The sequence below is a fragment of the Bacillus sp. 204(2023) genome (assembly GCF_037027505.1).
GTDB lineage: Bacteria > Bacillota > Bacilli > Bacillales > Bacillaceae > Bacillus > Bacillus subtilis.
In genome coordinates, this window is the sequence record NZ_JAXCHE010000013.1 from 25502 (window position 1) to 48961 (window position 23460).

24 protein-coding genes are annotated in these 23460 nt (G+C 43.5%); 4 read left to right on the plus strand and 20 right to left on the minus strand.

All coding sequences use genetic code 11. The annotated features are described in order from the left end of the window. Window positions 1-15: 15 nt before the first annotated feature. The 4 genes from tlpB to mcpB all read right to left on the minus strand — a co-directional run bounded on the left by tlpB (window position 16) and on the right by mcpB (window position 8381). Window positions 16-2004: a methyl-accepting chemotaxis protein TlpB gene (gene tlpB, locus WA279_RS19530; RefSeq protein ID WP_336156399.1), complete on the minus strand. Its 1989-nt coding sequence runs from the start codon at window positions 2002-2004 to the stop codon at window positions 16-18. Between the two features lie 112 nt (window positions 2005-2116). After that, window positions 2117-4105 (minus strand): methyl-accepting chemotaxis protein, encoded by a 1989-nt coding sequence (gene mcpA, locus WA279_RS19535; RefSeq protein WP_003228911.1) that lies wholly within the window; start codon window positions 4103-4105, stop codon window positions 2117-2119. Between the two features lie 122 nt (window positions 4106-4227). Continuing rightward, on the minus strand, window positions 4228-6216 hold the full coding sequence (gene tlpA, locus WA279_RS19540) for a methyl-accepting chemotaxis protein TlpA (RefSeq protein WP_336156400.1): 1989 nt from the start codon (window positions 6214-6216) through the stop codon (window positions 4228-4230). Window positions 6217-6392: 176 nt separating this feature from the next. Then, window positions 6393-8381 (minus strand): methyl-accepting chemotaxis protein McpB, encoded by a 1989-nt coding sequence (mcpB, locus tag WA279_RS19545; protein WP_336156401.1) that lies wholly within the window; start codon window positions 8379-8381, stop codon window positions 6393-6395. Window positions 8382-8538: 157 nt separating this feature from the next. Between mcpB and WA279_RS19550 the strand changes: the two genes are divergently transcribed. Next, window positions 8539-9276, plus strand: coding sequence for a protein-glutamine gamma-glutamyltransferase (locus WA279_RS19550; protein WP_015384485.1), 738 nt, complete (start codon window positions 8539-8541; stop codon window positions 9274-9276). Window positions 9277-9289: 13 nt separating this feature from the next. Here the strand turns inward: WA279_RS19550 and WA279_RS19555 are convergent, their stop codons facing one another. The 8 genes from WA279_RS19555 to WA279_RS19590 form a co-directional block, all read right to left on the minus strand. After that, window positions 9290-9544: a hypothetical protein gene (locus WA279_RS19555; RefSeq protein ID WP_069322855.1), complete on the minus strand. Its 255-nt coding sequence runs from the start codon at window positions 9542-9544 to the stop codon at window positions 9290-9292. A 93-nt stretch (window positions 9545-9637) separates the two neighbouring features. After that, a complete protein-coding gene (locus tag WA279_RS19560; protein WP_336156404.1) occupies window positions 9638-9775 on the minus strand; it encodes a hypothetical protein in 138 nt (45 codons plus the stop codon). A 24-nt stretch (window positions 9776-9799) separates the two neighbouring features. Further along, the gene (locus WA279_RS19565) at window positions 9800-10198 is read right to left on the minus strand and encodes a secondary thiamine-phosphate synthase enzyme YjbQ (protein WP_003243483.1); all 399 of its coding nucleotides are present in this window, start codon (window positions 10196-10198) and stop codon (window positions 9800-9802) included. Beyond that, window positions 10158-10292 (minus strand): hypothetical protein, encoded by a 135-nt coding sequence (locus tag WA279_RS19570; protein WP_003243642.1) that lies wholly within the window; start codon window positions 10290-10292, stop codon window positions 10158-10160. Before WA279_RS19570 ends, WA279_RS19565 begins: the two co-directional genes overlap by 41 nt. Window positions 10293-10317: 25 nt before the next feature. After that, complete coding sequence (locus WA279_RS19575) at window positions 10318-11982, minus strand: glycoside hydrolase family 13 protein (protein ID WP_336156405.1); 1665 nt, start codon at window positions 11980-11982, stop codon at window positions 10318-10320. A gap of 126 nt (window positions 11983-12108) precedes the next feature. Further along, window positions 12109-13398, minus strand: coding sequence for a hemolysin family protein (locus WA279_RS19580; RefSeq protein WP_336156406.1), 1290 nt, complete (start codon window positions 13396-13398; stop codon window positions 12109-12111). Between the two features lie 43 nt (window positions 13399-13441). Further along, window positions 13442-14119 carry a zinc metallopeptidase gene (locus WA279_RS19585; RefSeq protein ID WP_003228889.1) on the minus strand — a complete coding sequence of 226 codons (678 nt, stop codon included), beginning with the start codon at window positions 14117-14119 and terminating at the stop codon, window positions 13442-13444. A gap of 41 nt (window positions 14120-14160) precedes the next feature. Continuing rightward, entirely contained in the window at window positions 14161-14424 is a 264-nt protein-coding gene (locus tag WA279_RS19590; RefSeq protein WP_015483620.1) for a membrane protein, read from the minus strand. Between the two features lie 46 nt (window positions 14425-14470). On the opposite strand from WA279_RS19590, the gene mstX reads away from it, so the two are divergent. Then, window positions 14471-14803 carry a biofilm formation protein MstX gene (mstX, locus tag WA279_RS19595; protein ID WP_336156408.1) on the plus strand — a complete coding sequence of 111 codons (333 nt, stop codon included), beginning with the start codon at window positions 14471-14473 and terminating at the stop codon, window positions 14801-14803. Further along, complete coding sequence (gene kbfO / locus WA279_RS19600; protein ID WP_003228881.1) at window positions 14800-15786, plus strand: potassium channel protein KbfO; 987 nt, start codon at window positions 14800-14802, stop codon at window positions 15784-15786. The genes mstX and kbfO overlap by 4 nt, the downstream gene beginning before the upstream one ends. Here the strand turns inward: kbfO and WA279_RS19605 are convergent. The 5 genes from WA279_RS19605 to WA279_RS19625 form a co-directional block, all read right to left on the minus strand. Beyond that, window positions 15783-16187, minus strand: coding sequence for a YugN-like family protein (locus WA279_RS19605; protein WP_003228878.1), 405 nt, complete (start codon window positions 16185-16187; stop codon window positions 15783-15785). The genes kbfO and WA279_RS19605 overlap by 4 nt on opposite strands. A gap of 59 nt (window positions 16188-16246) precedes the next feature. Beyond that, entirely contained in the window at window positions 16247-16618 is a 372-nt protein-coding gene (locus tag WA279_RS19610) for a hypothetical protein (protein WP_015251349.1), read from the minus strand. Window positions 16619-16676: 58 nt separating this feature from the next. Next, window positions 16677-18029 carry a glucose-6-phosphate isomerase gene (locus WA279_RS19615; protein ID WP_003243401.1) on the minus strand — a complete coding sequence of 451 codons (1353 nt, stop codon included), beginning with the start codon at window positions 18027-18029 and terminating at the stop codon, window positions 16677-16679. Window positions 18030-18140: 111 nt separating this feature from the next. After that, window positions 18141-19313 carry an iron-containing alcohol dehydrogenase gene (locus WA279_RS19620; RefSeq protein ID WP_336156409.1) on the minus strand — a complete coding sequence of 391 codons (1173 nt, stop codon included), beginning with the start codon at window positions 19311-19313 and terminating at the stop codon, window positions 18141-18143. Window positions 19314-19415: 102 nt separating this feature from the next. Beyond that, window positions 19416-20579: an iron-containing alcohol dehydrogenase gene (locus WA279_RS19625; RefSeq protein WP_003228869.1), complete on the minus strand. Its 1164-nt coding sequence runs from the start codon at window positions 20577-20579 to the stop codon at window positions 19416-19418. Between the two features lie 229 nt (window positions 20580-20808). On the opposite strand from WA279_RS19625, the gene WA279_RS19630 reads away from it, so the two are divergent. After that, window positions 20809-21045 carry a DUF378 domain-containing protein gene (locus WA279_RS19630; RefSeq protein WP_003220771.1) on the plus strand — a complete coding sequence of 79 codons (237 nt, stop codon included), beginning with the start codon at window positions 20809-20811 and terminating at the stop codon, window positions 21043-21045. A 76-nt stretch (window positions 21046-21121) separates the two neighbouring features. Here WA279_RS19630 and yugI read toward each other — a convergent pair whose 3' ends face one another. From yugI to WA279_RS19645, 3 genes are all read right to left on the minus strand, one after another. Further along, entirely contained in the window at window positions 21122-21514 is a 393-nt protein-coding gene (yugI, locus tag WA279_RS19635) for a S1 domain-containing post-transcriptional regulator GSP13 (RefSeq protein WP_003228864.1), read from the minus strand. A 201-nt stretch (window positions 21515-21715) separates the two neighbouring features. Further along, the gene (locus WA279_RS19640) at window positions 21716-22876 is read right to left on the minus strand and encodes an aminotransferase (RefSeq protein WP_003228862.1); all 1161 of its coding nucleotides are present in this window, start codon (window positions 22874-22876) and stop codon (window positions 21716-21718) included. Next, the gene (locus tag WA279_RS19645) at window positions 22877-23377 is read right to left on the minus strand and encodes an Lrp/AsnC family transcriptional regulator (protein ID WP_009968070.1); all 501 of its coding nucleotides are present in this window, start codon (window positions 23375-23377) and stop codon (window positions 22877-22879) included. Window positions 23378-23460 lie beyond the last annotated feature (83 nt).

The window sequence follows — 23460 nt, forward strand, 5'->3', positions numbered from 1 at the left end:
CGCTTTCTTTTTTCATTAAGATTCAATTTTAAATTTCTTCGTAATGTCCTGAAGTTCTTCCGCCATGTTTGCCAACGTTTCCGCTGAAGAGCTGATTTCTTCCATGGACGCAAGCTGTTCTTCCGCCGAAGCTGCGATATCCTGAATGCCTGCTGAGCTTTCTTTCGCCACTGCAGAAATATCTTCAACAGCACTTGACACTTCCTGTGATCCGGCTGACAGTTGTTCAACCGTCGCGTTCAAGTTTTGCAATTCGCCGGAAATTTGGGTTGTCATCTCATAGATTTGTTTAAAGCTTTCCGCTGTTTGATCCGTAATCTGCAAGCCTTCTTTCACTTCATGATTCACGGATTGGAACATTGAAAGTGAGGTGCTGATTTCCCTGACAATCTCTTGAATTAATCCTTCAATTTCCTTGGCGGAGTCTGCTGATTGTACAGCAAGTTTTCTAACCTCTTCCGCAACTACTGAGAAGCCTCTTCCGTATTCTCCCGCTCTTGCCGCCTCAATCGCAGCATTTAATGCTAGCAGGTTGGTTTGATCAGCAATGCCATTAATCACATTCAAGATGCTTGTGATGTCTTGCGATTTTGTTTCAAGGCCCTTCACAACCGCTTCCGCTTTTTGAACGGATTGGTCAATTGTTTTCATTTGGCCGACTGTGTGTTCCACCAGTTTCTCGCCGCTGCCCGCTGCCTCAGAGGACTGAATCGATGATTTCGTAATGGTTGAAGAAGCTTGTGCCACTTTTGAAATCCCGTGATTCATTTGAGAAAGGTGGTTTGAGCTCGTTTCCAATTTCTCACTTTGCGCCTCGTTGCCATCTGAGAACTGTTCGATGGCGAGTGTAATATGTTCAGTTGCCTTACTCGTTTGAGCCGCGCTTGCCGTCAGCTCCTCAGAAGATGAGGCGACGTTTTCGACAGACGTTTGAATAACGCCGATTACAGAACGCAATGATGCAGACATTTCATTAAAGCTTTCGCCAAGCTGGCCAAACTCGTTTTTCGAGTGAATGTCAATGACTTCTGTGAGATCTCCGCTGCTGATTTTTGCAGACGTTATGACAAGTTTTCTTAACGGCTTGGTGATGGCACGGATAATATAGAGTATGAGTATGCCGCCGATTACTATTGACACGCATAAAATGATAACCGCAGTGTTCAGCACCGGGCTTGAAGCATCTTGCAATTCACTGACAAAATATGTGCCCGCGATTTTCCAGCCAGTCAGTTTATTTGTCGTAAAGGCCATTTTCTTTTCTTTGCCTTCGAATGTATATTCAAATGAGCCTTCTTTTTTGGAATATACTTGGTTTGTCCAATCGCCGGAACCGGTTGTCCCCGGCTTAATGGTCGGATGGGCGATATATTTTTTGTTGCCTGTCGTTATAAATGCATAGCCTTCTTTACCGATTTTGATTCTTTTTGATGCAGTAAGCACTTCATCCAGGTTTAAATCAAGCGCTATAACCCCTGACCCGTCTTTTAATTGTTTTGAAATTGTGACAACGGTATTCCCTGTTGCTTCATCAGTATACGGTTCTGAGAAAACAGCCTGTCCTTTTTCCGCAACGGCCTGTTTGTACCAGTCACGTCCTGTTGGATCGAAGCCTTTCGGAATACCGCTATCCGGATATTTATAAAGCTTCTTATCTTCTGAAGCAGCATAGATTGCGCCTACATCGTCGTTAAGTGTCGTGTACTGCTTAAATTTCTCTTTCAGTAATGTTTTGTTTTTGCCTAACAATATGTCTTTATCGACTGTCTCACTATAATAATTTATTGCTTTTACTTTATCTTCTAATTTATTTTGCAGCGTACTGTTTAGTTCTTCAACATTTCCCTTCGCACTGCTTATGAGCTCTCTGTCTAACGCGTTCCAAGCTGATTGATAACTGAAATATACTAAAACCCCAACCGGCAAAATAAGCACTGCCAGAAACGCAGCGATTAGCGGTTTGCTGATCGATGGCTGTTTGATCCATTGTATGAATTTTCCCATTCTCGTTGACTCCTCCTTTAAGATAAATCTAATATCGTCAAACTAGGATAAAAGGTTTAATAAAAAAACTAAAAAAAACACCCAAGCGCAAAAGCTTGGGTGTTAAGGCTTATTATTCGATTTTGAATCGTTTGGTCATATCGCGAAGCTCTTCCGCCATAGAGGAAAGGGTCTCTGCAGACGAGCTGATTTCTTCCATGGAAGCTAGCTGCTCTTCAGCTGACGCCGCGATATCTTGTATATGCGCTGAGCTTTCTTTTGAAATCGATGCAATGTGCTCGGATGCTCCCGAAACTTCCTCAGAGCTCGCAGAAAGCTGCTGAACCGTCGCACTCATATTTTGCAGTTCGCCGGCGATTTGGTTCGTCATTTCAGAAATGCGTTTGAAGCTCATTTCTGTTTTATCTGTGATGTCAAGTCCTGTCTGCACCTCTTGATTGACAGATTGGAACATGCCGAGTGATGTATTGATTTCCTTCACAATTTCGATGATTAATCCTTCAATCTCTTTTGCTGAATCTGCTGACTGTACTGCCAGTTTTCTTACTTCTTCCGCTACAACGGAGAAGCCGCGGCCGTACTCGCCTGCGCGCGCTGCTTCAATTGCTGCGTTTAAGGCAAGCAGGTTCGTCTGGTCTGCGATGCCGTTGATCACACGCAAAATGTTTGTAATATCTTTCGATTTCGTTTCCAATCCGCGTACGACTTGCTCCGCTTCTTTAACGGACTTGTCAATGACATTCATTTGGCCGACGGTTTGATGAACAAGCTTGCCGCCTTCACTTGCAATTTCTGTCGATTGAACAGATGAATCAGTGATCACTTCAGAAGCTTGAGCCATATTCGTCAACCCGTCATTCATTTGATAAATGTGCTCTGCTGCCGTTTCAATGTTTTCGTTTTGTTTTTCATTGCCGTTAGAAAATTGTTCAATCGCCAATGTAATGTGCTCTGTTGCCTTGCTCGTTTGCGCAGCTGATGCAGTGAGCTCCTCAGAGGAAGCGGCAACATTATCTACCGAATCCTGGATGGCGTGTATGAGAGAACGAAGTGACGACGCCATATTGTTAAAGCTTTTGCCGAGCTCGCCCAATTCATCTTTTGAACGGATATCAATGGTTTCCGTCAAATCTCCCTCGCTGATCCGCTTAGAGGAACCAACAAGCTGTTTCAGCGGTGTTGTAATCGACCGAATGATCAAAGTCATGACGATAATCCCTATGATAATAGCTGCGGCCAAGACAATTAAAGCAAGGTGTAGGACAGGCTGGGCTGCCTCATGGATTTCATCCAAATACATGGTGCCGCCGATCTTCCATCCCGTCAACTTGTTTGTGTCAAAGGCCATTTTTTTCTTATCGCCATCCATGGTGTATTGAAAATCGCCTTTATCAGCACTCAACATCTTATCGAGCCAGTCGCCTTTTAATTCAGTTCCTGATTTTTCATTCGGGTGTGCGACAACTTTTTTGTCCTTCGTCATGATAAATGCGTAGCCTTGTGTGCCGATGTTGACTTTTTTGGTTGTTTTCAGCAGATTTTCAATCGTCATGTTGATTGCAATAACGCCTGAACCATCTTTTGTCTGCTGGGCGATTGTCACAACCATCGTATTTGTCGACGCGGTTTTATAAGGGTCTGTGATCACGACTTTCCCTTTATTTGCAACCGCTTTTTTGTACCAGTCGCGTTCAACCGGATTATAGCCGCTTGGCATCGGAAGATCCGGATAGCGGGTAAAGTGCCCTTTTGTGTCGCTTGTATAAATGGATTCTACATCCTTGTTAATGCTGATATATTGTGAGAATTTCTCTGCAATGCTTGCATTGCTTTTTGCATTGTATTTCTCTTTTGTCAGCCATTCGCTGAAATAATCAGCACTGTTTTCTTTTTCGCCGATGCTGGTGTTAATAATTTCGTTTAATTGCTGTACATTTTCCAATGCGCTCCCCATCATCTGTCTGTCGAGTGAGCTGCTAGCCGATTGATACGCAAAGATCGCCAATATGACAACCGGTATGATGAGGATCGACAGAAAGGAAACGAGAAGCTTCCGTGTAATTGATCTTTGTTTTATGAGTTGGAGTATTTTTTTCATCATTCATTTCTCCTTTTTTATGCTACCCTTCATATCGGCTGGAAATGGGTAAATATATACAGCAAAAAAGAAGAAATTCAATAAAAGTAACTAATTTCCCATAAATAAATAGTATTTTAGACCTATTATTTATCTACTTTAAATTGTTTTGTCAGATCACGGAGTTCTTCAGACATTCTTTCAAGCGTCAGTGCAGATGAACTAATCTCCTCCATGGATGCCAGCTGTTCCTCAGCTGAAGCAGCGATATCTTGGATGCCATCCGAGCTTTCCTTAGAAATGGCTGTGATATCATTTGAAGCTGCGGAAATTTCTTGAGCTCCCGCTGACAGCTCCTCAACCGTTGCATTCATGTTTTGCAGCTCGGAAGCAATTTGATTGGTCATTTGCGATATATGTTTGAAGCTCTGTTTAGTTTCATCCGTCATGACAAGCCCTGTTTCAACTTCTTTGTTTACGGACTGAAGCACGTTCAGTGATGTGTGAATTTCTTTTACTATTTCACTGATCAGCGATTCAATTTCTTTTGCTGAGTCAGCCGACTGTACCGCGAGCTTTCTCACTTCCTCAGCGACGACTGAGAAGCCCCGGCCATATTCACCCGCTCTGGCAGCTTCAATGGCGGCATTTAAAGCCAAAAGATTGGTTTGATCCGCAATGCCGTTGATGACACGCAAAATATTCGTGATATCCTTTGATTTGATCTCCAGCCCTTTCACCACTTGTTCCGCTGCTTTTACGGAATGGTCAATTGTGTTCATTTGGCCGGCTGTTTTCTGGACGAGTGTCTCCCCCTTGCTTGACACTTCTGTTGAATCTGCGGATGTTTCTGTAATCACTGCTGCAGCCCGCGCCAGCTCTGCCAATCCGTCATTCATTTCATTAATTTGTTCGGTTGTCGTTTCTATTTTCTCGCTTTGGCTTTCACTGCCGTTTGAAAATTGCTCGATAGCCATCGTAATGTGCTCAGTGGCTCTGCTTGTCTGGTCTGCCGATGCAGTCAGCTCTTCAGACGAGGAGGCAACGTGTTCTACTGAGTCTTTGATCCCGTGAATGAGCGAGCGAAGCGAGTGTGCCATATGATTGAAGCTCTCGCTCAGAACGCCGAGTTCATCTTTTGAATTGATTTCAATCGTTTCGGTTAGATCGCCTTCACTAATTTTTTCAGCGGATGCGACAATGCGTCTCAATGGCTTTGTGATGGATCGAATCACAAAATAAATCGCCGTCATTCCAGCTCCGATAGCAATCGCCAGAACGATTGAAGCCATGATCAGAACCCTGCTTGCAGCATCGTGAATCTCGTTTGCATACATCGTGCCGCTAATTTTCCAGCCTGTTGTTTCGCTTGTTGCAAATGCCATTTTTTTCTTTTTGCCTTTGTACGTATATTCAAAGTCCCCGCTTTTATCCTTGTAGAGCTTATCAACCCAGTCCCCTTTTAGCTCTGTTCCCGCTTTTTCTCCGGAGTAGGCGATGACTTTCTTGTTTTGGCTCAAAATAAAAGCATAGCCTTCTTTTCCGATATTGATTCCTTTCGCGGTAGTGACTAAGTCATCAATTTTCATATCAATGGCGACAACGCCTGACCCATCCACCGTTTGACGGGCGATGGTGACGACCATTTTTCCTGATGAAATCGATTCATAAGGCTCAGTGACAATTGTTTTGCCTTTATTGGCCATTGCTTCTTTGTACCAATCTCGTTCCAAAGCATTAAAGTCGCTTGGCATGTCAGCGTACGGATAACGTGTGAAGTCCCCGTCTTTGCCGCTTGAAAATACCGCAGCGACATTATCATTCATTTGGATAAATTGTTTAAACTCCTGTTTCAGCTCTGATTTCTTTTTATCCTGAAATTTTTCTGCTGTAGCCCAATCGCTGAAATATGCGAGGCTTTTTTCAGTCGTGCTGATTTTATCATCAATGATGTGATCTAATATCTGAACATTTTCCTTTGCGCTTTGCGTCATCTGTACATCAAGTGAGGCAACTGCTGATTGATAAGCGCTAACCGAAAGGGCGGTTATCGGGACAATTAAGATCAGCAGGAAAGAAATAATAAGTCTCCTTGCAATTGATGATCTGCGAATAGTGGTGAGTGTTTTTTTCATTTCCTTTTGAACCTTCTTTCAATAATTTACAAATTATATCGGCGGATCTTCCTTTAAATTACATTGAAAATGGAGGAAAAAATGAAAAATAGTTCTAAACTCACCGGATTAACTAGGACTTTATTATCGTTTACCCTATAAAAAAACAGCGCCTTGATAGCGCTGTTTTTCGATTTTTACTCAATTTTAAATTGTTTCGTCAGATCGCGAAGCTCTTCTGCCATCTGCGCAAGAGTCGTCGCTGAGGAACTGATTTCTTCCATGGAAGCAAGCTGTTCTTCAGCTGATGCGGCAATGTCCTGGATGCTTGCCGAGCTTTCTTTCGACACGTCTGCAATGCCGCTGACTGCTGCTGAAACATGCTGTGAACGGTCTGACAGCTGCTCGACGGTGGAATTCATCGTCTGCAGCTTACCCGCGATTTCGTTTGTCATGCTGAAAATGCTCTGGAAGCTTTCTTTTGTATTGTCTGTGACAACAAGTCCGGACTGTACTTCCTGATTGACCTCTTTAAACATGTGAAGAGAGGTGTCGATTTCTGCGACGATTTCTTGGATCAGCTTTTCGATTTCTTTCGCTGAATCTGCTGATTGGACAGCCAGCTTGCGCACTTCCTCCGCTACGACAGAGAAGCCGCGTCCTGACTCTCCGGCACGCGCCGCTTCAATGGCTGCATTTAGTGCAAGCAGATTTGTTTGGTCAGCGATTCCGTTGATGACTCTCAAAATGCTTGTGATGTCTTTTGATTTTCCTTCTAAGCCTTTGACAACAGCTTCAGCCTGCTGAACAGATTGATTAATCGAGTTCATTTGTCCGACTGTCTGCTGCACAAACTTCTCACCCGTTCCGGCGATTTCCGTTGATTGGATAGATGCCTTTGTAATATCTGACGATGTTTGTGAGACTTGCTGGAGTCCTTCATTCATTAAGTTCAGCTGATGAGAGCTGGATTCAACCTTTTCGCTTTGCTCCTCGTTTCCGTTTGAGAACTGCTCAATCGCCATCGTAATATGCTCGGTGGCTTTACTCGTCTGCCCGGCAGATGCGGTAAGCTGTTCGGAAGATGCAGCCACATTGTTCACCGAGTCCTGAATAGCGCTGATCAGCGAGCGAAGAGATTGTCCCATTTCATTGAAGCTTTCCCCAAGCTCCCCAAGCTCATCCTTTGAATGGATTTCGATCGTTTCGGTCAGATCCCCCCTGCTGATCGTTTTCGATGATTGGACAAGACGTTTTAACGGTTTTGTAATCGAACGAACGATAAACAGAATTAAAATTCCGCCTGCCACAATCGAAGCAATCAGCACGATCATTCCTGTTGTCAGCACAGACTTTGAGGCATCCTTAATTTCATCCATATACATTGTGCCGGCTATTTTCCAACCAGTCAGTTCGTTTGTAGTATAGGTCATCTTTTTATCTTCGTTATTAAGAGTATACTGGAGTTCACCGCTGTCATTCGCATACATTTTGGCTACCCAGTCGCCTGAAAGCTTTTCTCCAGCCTTATGGTTCTTGTGGGCGACATAGGTTTTGTTTTTTGTTGCAATGAAAGCATAACCTTCTTTTCCGACCTTGATTTGTTTCATTTGTTCTAACAATTTATCAATGGTAATATCCATGGCGACAACGCCAGATCCGTCCTTCAGCTCCTGTGCAATGGTAATGACCATGCTTCCGTCACTCGCAGCCACGTAAGGATCTGTCACGACAATTTCACCGCCGGCCTTCATCGCATCCTGGTACCAAGGGCGTTGTCTCGGGTCGTATCCTTCCGGCAATTTTTCTTTTGGCGCTTGTACGTAAGTGCCGTTATCTGCGCCCCCATAAATTCTGGCTACTCCTTGATTAATAGATACATATTGTGAAAATTTAGCTTTGATCTCTTCTTGATTTGCTTTCCCTTTGAATGCGGATCTTTTAAGAGATTCACTGAAAAAGGTGACTGCTTTCGCTTTTTCTCCCAGATCATTTGTAACAGTTGTATTAAATGTATCGACACTGTTTTTCGCATTTCCCATAATTTCCTGATCCAGCTTTCCGCTGGCGCTTCGGTAAGAGCTAAATTCTAATATAAGAATAGGGATAATGAGAATCGCAATAAATGAGACGATTAATTTCTTTGAAATAGACGGTTTCTTCAGCCAATTGATAAAAGTCTTCATGTCACTTGCTCCTTCAGGTTTGATACAGTATATATCGGCTGCTTAAAAAAGTTTTAAAATAAAAAATGGAAGAAGTTCTTTTTGGCTGTCTTCTGCCTTTTTAACTTTCATTGCCCAAGCCCTTTGCATATCTTATAAAAAACAAGGGGGGCTAAACATGATTATTGTATCAGGACAATTGCTCCGTCCCCAGGATATTGAAAATTGGCAGATTGATCAAAATCTGAATCCGCTGTTAAAAGAGATGATTGAGACGCCTGTTCAGTTTGATTATCATTCAATTGCTGAACTGATGTTTGAGCTTAAACTGCGGATGAATATTGTAGCAGCGGCAAAGACGCTGCACAAAAGCGGGGCGAAGTTTGCCACTTTTTTAAAAACATACGGGAATACAACGTATTGGAGGGTTTCACCGGAGGGCGCCTTGGAGCTGAAATACAGAATGCCGCCTTCAAAAGCGATTCGTGACATTGCTGAGAACGGCCCGTTTTATGCGTTTGAATGCGCAACCGCAATCGTTATCATTTATTACTTGGCCTTAATCGATACAATCGGAGAAGATAAATTCAATGCCAGCTTTGACAGAATTATTTTATATGACTGGCATTATGAGAAATTGCCGATATATACGGAAACAGGACACCATTTTTTCCTTGGAGATTGTTTGTATTTTAAGAATCCTGAATTTGATCCGCAAAAGGCGCAATGGAGAGGCGAAAATGTGATTTTACTGGGGGAAGATAAATATTTTGCCCATGGTCTTGGAATCTTAAACGGACAGCAAATTATTGATAAGCTGAATTCTTTTAGGAAAAAAGGAGCCTTACAGTCAGCCTACCTTCTGTCTCAGGCGACCAGACTGGATGTTCCGTCTCTTTTCCGCATCGTCCGCTAAAAAGCCCCATCGCCTATTTTCCGGACGATGGGGTTTCAAATGCCTTTCGTTTTCGATAGAAGGGGGCTGTGCCGAAATATTGGTTCGCAGCCCACTCCATTTTTTCAAGGTCATTTCTTGTCACGATTGGATCCTGGCTGCTCCATTTGATAAAGCGGACAAAATAGTAGCCTTTGATAGGAACCATTGTAACTTTTGAGTGAGGCCAGTCTTCAAATACAAACTCAATTTTCCCTCTTTTTTTATAAGAATATTGAAGAATGTTCATATCTGTCACCTCAGTTTATCAAGTTACGTTCGGCAAAGCTCGGTACGTTTACATCCATTGATTGACTATCCCTCATGCAAGGCTTTCCTTTATTTATTTCGCATATGGATTAGCTTTTCGAGCATGTCGTGACTGAGATAGCCGAATGCCAAGCGTGCCTTCATTCGATAAAGCCGCAGCGTGGGCGGGTGTGACAAGCCCTCCGGCTATCGGCGCTTGTTCAGCGATCATGCTTTTGTCATAAAAAACAGCCTATTATCCCATCATTTTGATATAGCATGTCCGGGTGCGAGGCCCGTCAAATTCGCAGAAATAAATGCCCTGCCACGTTCCAAGAATAAGCCGGCCGTTTTCCACAATGACATGCTGTGAAGCTCCGACTGTACTCGACTTCATGTGTGCAGCTGTATTGCCCTCCATATGGCGGTCCAGCTCATGTTCCCACGGATATACCTCATCAAACCTTCTGAGCATATCTTTTTTGACGTCCGGATCGGCATTTTCATTAATTGTAATGCCCGCAGTCGTATGCGGACAGTAAATCAGCGCTGCGCCACTCGTTATACCTGTTTCTTGAAGAAACGCTTCCACCTCCCGGGTGATATCAATCATTTCATCTCGTTTGGTTGTTTTGATTTGCAGTGTTTTCAGCATTTGTTTCTCCTTTCGTTTGTCCGCTCTCATCGCTTAATTCGTTCTGTGTTCTTTTTTTTCCTGTTAAACCGCTCTCATAAACCCGATAAAACAAAAAAACTCCAGTCTAAGGCTGGAGTTTAGCACCATAGATATATTCTTGCTTCATACGGCTTTAAGAGTACTGATGTCATATGCTTGTGCGGCTCTGTTTCAATATTTGACAAGACGAGTGCATCTGATGACAATGGCAATCCAGAGTGCTTGAACAACGCCGGTGTTCCTGTCAGATTGGCCGCAATCAGTGCAGTATGGCTCTCGTTTTTCCGAAGATATGCAAAGATTTGCTGATCTTCCGGTAAAACGAGCTCGTATGTCCCGTTAATAAAAACATCATATGTTTGGCGCAGCTTGATCAAGCTTTTGTAAAAATGATAAACGGATGTTTTATCGTTTTTTTGCGCCTCGGCATTCAGCCATTTGTAATTCTCATTGATTCCGATCCACGGTTTGGCCTCAGAAAATCCGGCGTATGGACCAGCATTCCATTGCATCGGCGTTCGCGAATTGTCTCTTCCCTTTTTCCAGACAATCTTCATCACATCCTCGTGTGATGTGCCTTTCGCTGTTTTTGTTTCATACAGGCGTTTCATTGCGACATCATCATAGTCCTCAATAGATGGAAAAGCCACGTTCGTCATCCCGAGTTCCTGTCCCTGATAAATAAACGGTGTGCCTTTCATGAGAAAATAAACAGCGGAAAGCGCTTTTGCACTTTCTTTCAGGTACACTCCGTCGTCTCCCCACACAGAAACTGAACGGGGCTGGTCGTGATTCTCCATAAACAAAGCATTCCAGCCGATCCCTTCCAGACTGTCCTGCCAGTCAGTTAAAATTCGTTTAAATGCAACGATATCAATACTTTCATTGATCTCTACATCCCACAGGCCGAGATGCTCAAATTGAAAAATCATGCTGAATATGCCGTTTTTTTCTCCAGCCCAATCAGCTGCTTCTTTTGCAGCGACGCCGTTTGCTTCACCAACTGTCATAATCGGATAGCGGGAAAATGTGTTTTCCTTCAGCTCTGTTAACAAATCCATAATGCCGTCAGCATTCATATGATAAGGAAAGGAAGGGACATAGTCCAGCCCCTTTGGATTCGGCATGTCGGGAAGCCCTTCTTTTTTCTTAATATGCGTAATGGCATCCACCCGAAATCCGTCAATTCCTTTATCAAGCCACCAATTGATCATGTCATAAACGGCTTTCCTCACCTGTTCATTTTCCCAATTCAAATCAGGCTGTTTTTTATCAAAAAGGTGCAGATAATACTGGCTTGTCTTTTGATCATACTCCCAAGCCGGCCCGCCGAAAATGCTTTCCCAATTGTTGGGCGCTTTTCCGTTTTTGCCGTCTTTCCAAATATACCAGTCGCGCTTTTCCGAGTGTATGGATGAACGGGATTCTATGAACCATGGATGTTCGTCGCTTGTGTGGTTCACAACGAGATCCATAATCAGCTTCATGTCCAGATCATGAATGTCACCAAGCAGCTCGTCAAAATCTTCCATGGTGCCAAACTCGCTTAATATGTTCTGATAATCCCGGATATCATAGCCATTATCGGCATTCGGTGAGTCATACAGCGGGCAAATCCATATGACGTCAGCGCCCAGCTCTTTTATGTAAGAAAGCTTGGATCTGATTCCTTGAATATCCCCAATTCCGTCTCCATTTGAATCTTTAAAACTGCGGGGGTAAATTTGGTAAACAACGGCTTCCTTCCACCAAGCCTTTTTCATACAGCCACTCCTTCCCAGTGTACCGGTCTTATATATCCTATGTAGAAAAAAGGCTTCACAGCATTGCTTTTTAAGAAATGACTTGATGACACAAAAAACAGCCGTTCGTTCCCCGGCTGTTTTTTATTAAAAATCAGTTTTTTTAATTTCTACAAAACGGATGTGATGATCTTCGGCGTCGAGGATTTTAAATTCACAGCCCTCCGCGTGTATCACATCTCCTGCTTTCAGCTCCATTTTTTGCGTTAAAAGCCAGCCTGCAATCGTATCAATTTCTTCATTTTCAATCGCAATGTCGAGAAGGTCATTCACTTCGTCTATTAACGCTTTTCCATCCATCACATAATGGTGCTCGCCCTTTTTCAGGATATGCGGTGTTTCATCCTGATCATACTCATCGCGAATTTCCCCGACGATTTCCTCGATAATATCCTCTACAGTGACAAGCCCCGCAGTTCCCCCATATTCATCCACGAGAATCGCCATGTGAATCCGCTCCTTCTGCATGCGGATTAACAGCTGCTGAACAGGAATGCTTTCAATGACTCTGATAACGGGCCTCATGATTTGATTCAGCTTTATCGGCTGGCCGAGAAAATAAGCTTTAAACATATCTTTGCTGTTGATGATCCCTAAAATATGATCCTTGTCATCTTTGATGACAGGGTAGCGTGTATACCGTTCATTAATGATGTGATGAATTGCCTCTTCAAGCGACTGCTCCAGAGAGATAACCGCAATTTCTGTCCGCGGAATCATAATCTCTCTCGCTACCCGGTTGTCAAATTCAAAAATCTTATTTACATAGCGGAATTCAGACTGATTGATTTCTCCCTTTTCATAGCTTTCTGAAAGGATCAGTCTTAGTTCCTCCTCGCTGATGACAACCTCATGCTCCTTTACTGAATGAAAGCCAAACAATTTCACAAGAAAGCTTGCAGAGCCGTTTAATGCCTTAATAAACGGGTACGTGATTTTATAAAACCAGATCAGCGGCTTTGCAATCCATAAGCTTACAGCTTCAGCTTTTTGAATAGAAACCGTTTTCGGAGCAAGCTCCCCCATCACCACATGCAAAAAAGTGACGATGATAAATGCAACTACAAATGTGACAATGTGGTTAAACGGTTCCGGCATGCCTGTCATTGTAAATAAGGGATGAAGAATGCGTTCAAATGTCGGTTCACCAAGCCATCCAAGGCCGAGGGCAGTAATCGTAATCCCGAGCTGGCAGGCTGATAAATACTCGTCAAGATTGGAGATGATTTTATGTGCGGCTAGTGCTCGGCTGTCACCGCTTTCGATGAGCTGATTGATTTTTGAACCTCTGATTTTGACGATCGCAAATTCCGCTGCAACGAAAACAGCCGTAATGCCAATCAAAACAAAAATGGCGATCAATTGTAAAATAAGCAAAAAAAGCCCTTACCATAAATGGTAAGGGGCCACCTCCTTAACGTTAATTCTCATCACGACCGTTTAAGAAAATCATCACAAAACGAAGTAGTTCAAACAGGGAAACCAGGGCGGCAGCCACATACGTTAAGGCAGCAGCACTCAGCACTTTATTTACCCCATTTTCTTCATTGTTTCGGATGAATCCTTCTGACACAATAATCTGCTTCGCACGTGAACTTGCATTGAATTCGACAGGCAATGTAATCAGCTGGAAAAAGACTGCCGCTGAAAACAGTATGATGCCAAGCCCGATCAAATTCAGGCTGCCGAGAAGCATGCCTCCTAAGAAAAGCAAAGGAGCTACACCGGATGCAAAATTCACGACTGGGAAGATTTTATGTCTCAGCACAAGCGCACCATATGACTCCTGATGCTGCAAGGCATGTCCGACTTCATGGGAAGCTACGGATATGGCGGAAATTGAGCGGCCGTAATAGACCGGCTCAGATAAACGCACCACCCGTCTTGTCGGGTCGTAATGGTCTGTTAAAGTGCCTCTTACCGGTTCGACCGGCACGTCGTAAAGACCGTTTATATCTAAAATCCGTCTTGCCGTTTCTGCCCCTGTACGTCCGCTTGAGGCTTCCACTTTTGAATATTTTTCAAAGTTGCTCTTTACTTTAAATTGTGCCCAAAACGACAATCCCAATGCGGCTATTGTTAAAAATATAAACAGCATTTTTTCATCATCCTTTTTCCATGATCATTTCTCTATTACGATTATTTTAATGAGTTTTCTTTCCCGTGTACAGAAATGCGCTTTTTCTTCCGGCTTGGAGCACACAATCCAATCAGCAAAAAGAACAGGCCTGCTGAAAACAAATAAAAGGCGAAACTGCCGGCCAGTTCTTTCAGAAAATGAAGCCAGGAGAAGCTTCCGGAAAAGTGATTATATGAATTCAAATCGAAAATAAACAAAATCACCGCGGATGCCGCCAGCTGCGTACCGATCAAAACCACGATCGTTCTTTGAAAGATCGTCATCTTTTTCATCCTTTTTGTTTTAGTTTATGGAGAAATCCGGTTTTATATGTTTTGTACATTTTTTGAAAAACATCACCGGAAGTGGGACATACTGTTAGAAAAAAGCACGGGTGTGATGGAAGCTATGAAAGTGACGAGTGAGGAAAAGGAACAGCTGAGCACAGCAATCGACCGAATGAATGAAGGACTGGACGCGTTTATCCAGCTGTATAATGAATCGGAAATTGATGAACCGCTTATTCAGCTTGATGATGATACAGCCGTGTTAATGAAGCAGGCCCGAGATAAGTACGGCCAGCAAAAGCTAAATGAGAAATTAAATACAATTATTAAACAGATTTTATCCATCTCAGTATCTGAAGAAGGAGAAAAAGAATGAAATCAAATCGGATATTTATTTCATGGCTCAGGTGGCCGTTATTTATCCGAATCGGGGTAATTATTTTATGTCTGATTCTTTTGTTCGGCCAAATCATTTATATACTTGAGCCTAAGCAGTTCACTTCGGTATTCGAAGGCATTTGGTGGGCTGTCGTTACGGTTTCGACAGTTGGTTATGGAGACTATGTGCCGCACACGCCGCTGGGACAGGCAGCCGGAATACTGCTGATTTTGAGCGGAGCAAGCTTTGTCACAGCGTATTTCGCTACGTTATCAGCGGCCGCATTCAGCAGACAGCATCGCTACATCGAAGGAAAAGTTGCTTACAAAGGCCGGGACCACATCATTCTGATCGGGTGGAATGAAAAAACAAACCGGCTTTTGAAGGACCTTCAGCTTGCCGCCCCTTCCAAAACAGTCGTACTAATCGATGAATCCTTAACAGAAGGCCCGCTTATTGAAAACGTTCATTTCATACGCGGGCACGCTGCCGATGATGGGACACTGAAACGGGCCAATATTACTGAAGCGGAATCAGTGATGATTACTGCCGATCAGTATAAAAGTGAAACTGATGCTGATATGCTGTCAGTGCTGACTCTTTTATCTGTTAAAGGGCTTAATCCCCTTGCTTACTGCATCGTCGAGATTTTGACTGACCGTTTTGTCACCAATGCGGAGCGGGCAGGCGCAAACCAAATCATCGGAACTTCAGAATTTATCAGCCGGGCGATGCTGCAGCATTACCAAGTCAAGTTACGGCCGTCTAAACAGCAGAACGGAATCAAGCTGACACTTGATCAGCATGTGGAGCTTCTTGCTGTTCCTGACGAACTAAAGGGAGCGGCTTACAAAACCTGTGTTCTCTATTTCCTTGATCACAACACAACAATTATAGGCGTACAAAAAAAGGAGGGACCGATGCTTTCCCCTCCTCTTACATACAAGGTGCTCGAAACAGACCAATTCCTTGCCATCTAGTGTAACAGAACATCCTCCAATTCTTTCACGAGAGAGGCGCCGATATCCAAAAATGCCGGATCAATTTCCGCGTCCCGCCTTTCCGGTTCGGAAAATTGATTAAACAGTGATTGGAAAGGCCCTCCCTCGGCGTGATCGTCAACATCCGCCTGAAACACCTGTCTCAGCATAAATGGCGTTCCGATCCGGACGGCCGCCCCTCGTTCATCGAGACTGCCCTGTACCGCATTGACGGGAATTCTTAAAAATAAATAGCCGTCTCTATCATCAATTTTATAATCAAAGTAGCCATGATCGTATTCCCAGCCGCCGTTTATCACATAACCGAGCGGCTTCATCACTTGTTCCAGTTCTTGAAGCAGAAAAGACTGCCCATCTATCGCGGAAGGTATTGGTATCATCAGAATGCCCCTTTTTTCACTTATCCTGTCCCGCCGAACAAGACTTCATTCAGAGGCGCCTACATGGAAATCGTTGTTTCTTTCGCGCGGCCAACAGAAAAGAAAGCGCATTCAATTAAGAAGTAAACAGCCATTGCCGCTGCAAGCCATACAGCTGAATCCCAAGACACATAAACAACCGTTGCATAGAGTCCTAATTTAGTGAAAAGAGTATGGGTTCGTTTTAAATGCAAAATCCGATGTACCGCATCGGTAAAAAGGGCAAGCGGCAAACCAATGAGAAGAAAGGCGTGGATGAAAAAATGTGACAGCGTGCCGCCAAAGCTTGAAGAAAACTCTGTATACACGGCATCAAAGGAGATAAGGAAACTTAAAATAGCTGCAGAAAAACCGGCAATGATGAGATGTTTAACCAATTGTTTCATGAACATCAGCACCTTTCTGATTTTATAAAAAGCCGACCGGCAAATGCCAGTCAGCTTTCTCACATTAATCTTCCAGACGTTTTTCAAGCTCTGCTTTTTTCTCTTCAAAGCCAGGTTTGCCGAGTAACGCAAACATATTGACTTTATACGCTTCTACACCAGGCTGGTCAAACGGATTGACGCCAAGGAGGTAACCGCTCATCGCGCAGGCTTTTTCGAAGAAATATACAAGGTATCCAAAAGTATATGCATTCAGCTCAGGAATGTTAACGATTAAGTTCGGAACATTTCCGTCTGTATGGGCAAGCATCGTGCCTTGGAATGCTTTTTTGTTAACGAAATCAACAGTTTTACCGGCTAAATAGTTCAAGCCGTCAAGATCGTTATCCGCTTCCTCAATTGTCAGTTCATGTTTAGGCTTCTCTACGTTCAGGACCGTTTCGAATAAATCTCTGCGGCCTTCTTGTACATACTGGCCTAAAGAATGAAGGTCTGTTGAATAGTTCGCTGAAGAAGGATAAATGCCCTTCTCATCTTTCCCTTCGCTTTCTCCGAACAGCTGCTTCCACCATTCCGCAAAGTATTGAAGCGCCGGTTCGTAGTTGATGAGCATTTCAATTGTTTTGCCCTTATTATAAAGGACATTGCGAACAACCGCATATTGGTATGCTGGGTTATCTTCCAGTTCAGATGTTGCAAAATCTTTGCTCGCATCCAGGGCGCCTTTCATCATGTCATCAATGTTGACGCCGCTGACAGCAATCGGCAGGAGACCTACAGCTGTTAAAACTGAATAACGGCCGCCGACATCGTCAGGAATAACGAATGATTCGAAGCCTTCTTCGTTAGAAAGCGTTTTTAATGCGCCGCGCTCTTTATCAGTTGTTGCATAAATCCGCGCTTTCGCTTCTTCTTTACCGTATTTCTCTTCAAGAAGCTTGCGGAAAATACGGAAAGCGATTGCAGGTTCAGTTGTCGTACCTGATTTAGAAATCACATTAATAGAGAAGTCAACATCTTCAAGAAGATCCATGACGTCTCTCATATAGGATGAACTGATGTTGTTCCCGATAAAAATGACTTGCGGATTGCCGCGTTTTGCTTTTGGCAAAGTGTTATAAAACGCGTGATTCAGCGCTTCAATCGCTGCCCGCGCTCCAAGATAAGAACCGCCGATGCCGACAACAAGCAAGACATCAGAGTCAGATTTGATTTTTTCCGCGCTTTTTTTGATACGCGCGAATTCTTCTTTATCATAATGTTCAGGGAGGTCCACCCAGCCTAGAAAATCGCTGCCCGCGCCTGTTTTTTCATGGATATTATGGTGTGCTGTTTTTACAAAGTCCCGCAGATATGTAAGTTCATGTTCGTTGAAGAAAGTCAACGCTTTTGAGTAGTCAAAGCGTACATGCGTCATTGCTTGTCCCTCCATAACGGTATAATGTTTTCATCTTTCACTTTATATGAACTTATCTGTGAAATCAAGTCAAGAAGAAAGGGCGGAATGACTGGATTCCGCCCTTTGGGTTTATAGAGACGCGCGAAGGATGGCAAGCACGTCATCTTTGTTCAGTTTTTGGAAGTTGCCGAAGCCGCCGTGTTCCATTTCCTTGGCTGCGATATCAGCAATCAGTTCAAGCTTTTCTTCTCCAATATTGTAATCAGCAAGACGAGAAGGTGCACCGAGGCTTGTCCAGAACGCAGACAGTTTATCGATTCCTTCAAGCGCAATTTCTTTATCTGTTTTGCCTTCAGTATCAATGTCAAACATGTTGAGCATTAGGTTTTTAAAACGGCCTACATTTGTATCAAGCGTGTATCTCATCCAGTTTGGGAACAGTATAGCCAAACCGCCCGCGTGCGGAATATCATATACAGCTGAAACAGCGTGTTCCATTGTATGAGAAGCCCAGTCACCAAAGTAGCCCATTTGGAGCGTGCCGTTTAAAGCAATAGTACCAGCGTACAAAATCGTTTCACGAAGTTTGTAGTTTTCCAGATCTTCAAGAAGCTTAGGAGCTGTTTCGATGACCGTCTGCAAAACAGCAAAGCACATTCTATCCTGAAGCGGCGTGTTTTCAACATTATGGAAGTATTGTTCGAATACGTGGCTCATCATGTCAACCATGCCGTATACTGTTTGATTTTCTGGAACGGTGAACGTATTTTCAGGGTCTAAAATAGAGAAACGCGGATGAGTGACATTGCTGCCCCATACAAATTTCTCGTTTGTTTCCCAGTTTGTAATCACGGAATCAGGGTTCATTTCAGACCCTGTTGCAGCAAGAGTTAAAACAGTGCCAAACGGCAGCGCATCCTCCGCTGTTACTTTTTTGCTGAAAATATCCCAAGCGTCGCCATCGTATTTGACGCCAGCTGCGATTGCCTTTGTACAGTCAATCACACTGCCTCCGCCGACAGCAAGCAGAAAATCAATGTCATGCTCTCTGCAAAGTCCTATGCCTTTTTCCACTGTTGCAAGACGCGGGTTCGGCTCTACACCTGACAGCTCATGAACAACAGCGCCCTCTTCTTTTAAAATGCCTGTGACTTGATCATAAAGGCCGTTGCGTTTAATGCTGCCGCCCCCGTAAACAAGCAGTACATTTTTGCCGTATCGTTTGAATTCTTTTCTTAATTGTTCAAGCTGACCTTTTCCAAAAATCAGCTTTGTCGGATTATAATAAGTGAAATTTTCCATAGTAAAACCTCCAAATGATGCTGGTAAAAAACAGATTTTCCATTGTAACATAAGTTGACAAAAAGAAAAAGGGAAGCAGCCAAACAGCTATTTCCCCTTTTTTTATAGAGATGCTTTCAAAATTGACAGCACATCTTCTTTGTTGAGTGATTTAAATTGACCGAATGTACCGTTAGCCATTGCCTTGTCAGCAATTGTGTCAAGCTGCTCATCATTAATATCATAATCAGCAAGACGGTTCGGAGCGCCAAGGCTTGTCCAGAATGCGGACAGCTTATCGATACCTTCAAGGGCGATTTCTTCATCTGTTTTACCTGCTTCTTCAACATCAAACACGCGAACTGCAAGCTGTTTCATGCGGGCAGGGTTTTCAGACAATGTGTGTCTCATCCAGTTCGGGAACAAAATTGCCAGTCCGCCGGCATGCGGAATATCATAAACGGCTGATACTGCATGTTCAATATTATGAGTAGCCCAATCCCCTCTTGCCCCCATAGAAAGCATGCCGTTTAATGCGATTGTTCCTGTGTACAGGATCGTCTCACGCAATTCGTAATTTTCGAGATCATTGATCAGCTTAGGCGCTGTTTCAATGACTGTACGCAAAAGTGATTCACACATGCGGTCCTGATACGGCGTGTTTGATACATGATGGAAGTATTGTTCGAATACGTGGCTCATCATGTCAACCATCCCGTAGATCGTGTGGTTTTTAGGTACGGTGAATGTATTCACCGGATCAAGAATCGAGAATTTAGGGAATACGAGCGGGCTGCCCCAGCCGTATTTTTCTTTTGTTTCCCAGTTTGTAATAACAGATCCTGAGTTCATTTCTGAACCAGTTGCAGCGAGAGTCAATACCGTTCCGAATGGCAAAGCATCTTTTGGCTGATGCTTTTTCGTAACGATATCCCACGCATCACCATCATACTTCGCTCCTGCGGCAATCGCTTTTGTACAGTCGATTACGCTTCCGCCTCCGACAGCCAGCAAGAAATCAATGTTTTGTTCTTTACAGATGGCAACACCTTTATTAACAGTCGACACACGAGGATTCGGTTCCACACCTGCTAATTCATGCACGGTCGCTCCGGCTTTATTCAGCTGTTCAATCACTTGATCATACAGACCGCTGCGTTTAATGCTGCCGCCTCCGTACACAAGCAATACGTTTTTTCCGTAAGGTTTGAGTTCCTCCGGAAGTCTTTCCACTTCGCCGCGCCCGAAAATTAATTTGGTCGGATTCCAGTATGTAAAGTTTTGCATGACATCTCCTCCTTAGATTTTTTATTATGCAGAATGTCCTCACCACATGTAAAGCAATCAGCTCTCGCCTCTCAGCATATCTGATGGTTTTATCTTGCAAAATGCTGGGAAAGAAGCTGATATAAGCGAGGGCAGGCCAGTTTCCCTCATATGGAGAAAGCATGTATAGATTCTCCAATATGTCACAATCTATAACTGTTTTAATAATTCATGGAGGAGGTTGCAAAACATGAGTACCATTCAGAGAATTTGTCTTGTATTAACCATCATTGGCGCTATTAACTGGGGACTGATCGGATTTTTCCAATTTGACTTAGTAGCGGCTATTTTCGGCGGTCAAGGGTCAGCCCTTTCCCGAATCATTTACGGACTTGTCGGAATCGCCGGCTTAATCAACCTCGGTCTGCTATTTAAGCCAAACGAGGAAAGATCACGTGAAGAAGCAGCAAATCCTGAAATGCGATAGGATATCAATACGCTGAAATAGGATTTTGCATGAAAGCAAAAGCACCGAACATTCCTGTCCGGTGCTTTTTTCATACTTATTTTTTGATAAGATCTTTGCGGTTGGACATTTCGATCCACTCTTCAAGCTTATCTTTTAATGTGTTGAAACCTTGTGGTGTAGAAGCTTCTTCGCTTACTTGAGCAGCTTTAGGTTTTCTTGGTTTGCTTTCTTTTTTCTCAGGCGCAGCTTGTGTCGCACGAATTGAAAGGCTGATTTTGCCTTTTTCTTCATCAACAGCAAGTACTTTTACTTGTACTTCGTCGCCAACTGAAAGGTGCTCGTTGATATCTTTTACGAAACCGTGAGTCACTTCAGAAATGTGTACTAAACCTTGAGTTTCTTCATCTAATGCAACAAACGCACCATACGCTTGTAATCCTGTAACTTTACCAGTGTAAACACTGCCCACTTCAAATTTTGCTGCCATTCATAACAACTCCTAAGTTAAATTATATATCTGTTTATACGCAATTTAAAATTATATCATACATGTCTTATTTCCGCAAAGAAAACTTTTTTATAAAAAATCAGGTTTATGCACAGCAAAAAGGGGGTAAACTGAAAATACCAAAGGCTTTCTAGTATTCCCCCCTTTTATTGGATGCGAACAAAAGGTTCGTATCTTTTTTTATGTTGTTTTGTGCAGGAAGCGTTTCATTCTGACTAACGCTTCTTGAAGCTGTTCAATCGAGGTTGCGTATGAACAACGGATATACCCCTCACCACTCGGACCAAACACACTTCCAGGAACAACGGCCACTTTTTCCTGCGTCAGTAGCTCCTCAGCAAACTGTTCTGAACTCATTCCCGTGCTTTTAATTGATGGAAAAGCATAGAAAGCGCCGCCCGGATGATGACAGCTGAGACCGATTTCATTGAGCGATTCTACAAACAGATTCCGTCTTCTTCGATAGCTTTTTTTCATTTTTTCTACGTCTTCCATGCCGTTCTTCAGGCCTTCAAGGGCGGCAAACTGCGCCATTGCGGGCGCGCACATCATCGCATACTGATGAATTTTAAGCATGGCATCCCGAAGCAAGGATGGTGCCGCGGCAAAACCGAGCCTCCAGCCCGTCATTGCAAATGCTTTTGAAAAGCCTGAGATGACTACCGTCCGTTCCTTCATTCCCGGTAATGCCGCTATACTTGTAAATTCCTCATCATATGTCAGCTCTGCGTAGATCTCGTCGGCTAAAACGATGACATCATGTTTTTTGGCAAACTCAGCAATCTCATTCAGCTCTTCCTTCGAATAAACCGAACCTGTCGGATTCGATGGTGAGCAGATGAGAATGGCCTTTGTTTTTTCAGTGACTGCCGCTTCAAAATCAGCAGCCGTTGCTTTAAATCCTTTGTCTGCCGTTGTATGAACGTGAACCGGGATACCGCCTGCCAAAGAAACAAGCGCATCGTACGCCACAAAACACGGCTCAGGAATGATGACCTCCTCACCTGGATTCACAATGGCGCGGATCGCAATATCCAAAGCCTGACTTGCCCCCACTGTCACAATCAGCTCATTATCTGGCGAGTAGCTAAGGTCAAACCTGTTGCTCAAATAACGGCTGATTTCCTCCCGCAATGAGTATAAACCCGCATTGGCCGTGTATGACGTATATCCTTGTTCAAGAGAGAGAATGCTTGCTTCGCGGACATTCCACGCGGTAACAAAATCAGGCTCGCCGACGCCTAAAGAAATGACGCCTTCCATCGTTGCCGCCAAATCAAAGAATTTGCGGATGCCGGACGGCTTTATTTGTTGTACATAGTCAGATAAATACGAAGTCATTTACGGTGACACCACGATTCTTTTGTCGTCGTCTCCTGTTTCAAACACTTTGCCGTCATGCTTGTATTTTTTCAGGATAAAATGAGTTGTCGTAGATACAACTGAATCAAGTGTGGACAGTTTATCCGAAACAAAACGCGCTACGTCAGACATCGAATTGCCGCGAATCACGACAGACAAATCGTATACGCCTGACATCAGGTAAACTGATTCAACCTCTTGGAATCGGTAAATCCGTTCCGCCACTTCATCAAAACCGACGCCCCGCTTCGGCGTTACTTTGACGTCAATCATGGCCGTAACGCCCTCATGTCCGTCGACTTTTCGCCAGTCAATCATAGCGGAATAATCGATAATAACCTTTTCTTTCTCCAGTTTGTCAATAATTGTTTTTACTTCATTTACAGGGATGCCCGCCATCTTTGCGATTGTTTCTAAATCGGCGCGGCTGTTTTCGTCTAAAATTTCTAATATTTCTGTTTCTTTTTCTGTCAATTTCATTTGATTCACACCTTTGCAATGTCAAGAAATCTCATGACATTATATCACGTTTTTTGACGAATGCTAAGAAAAAACGAGGAGAA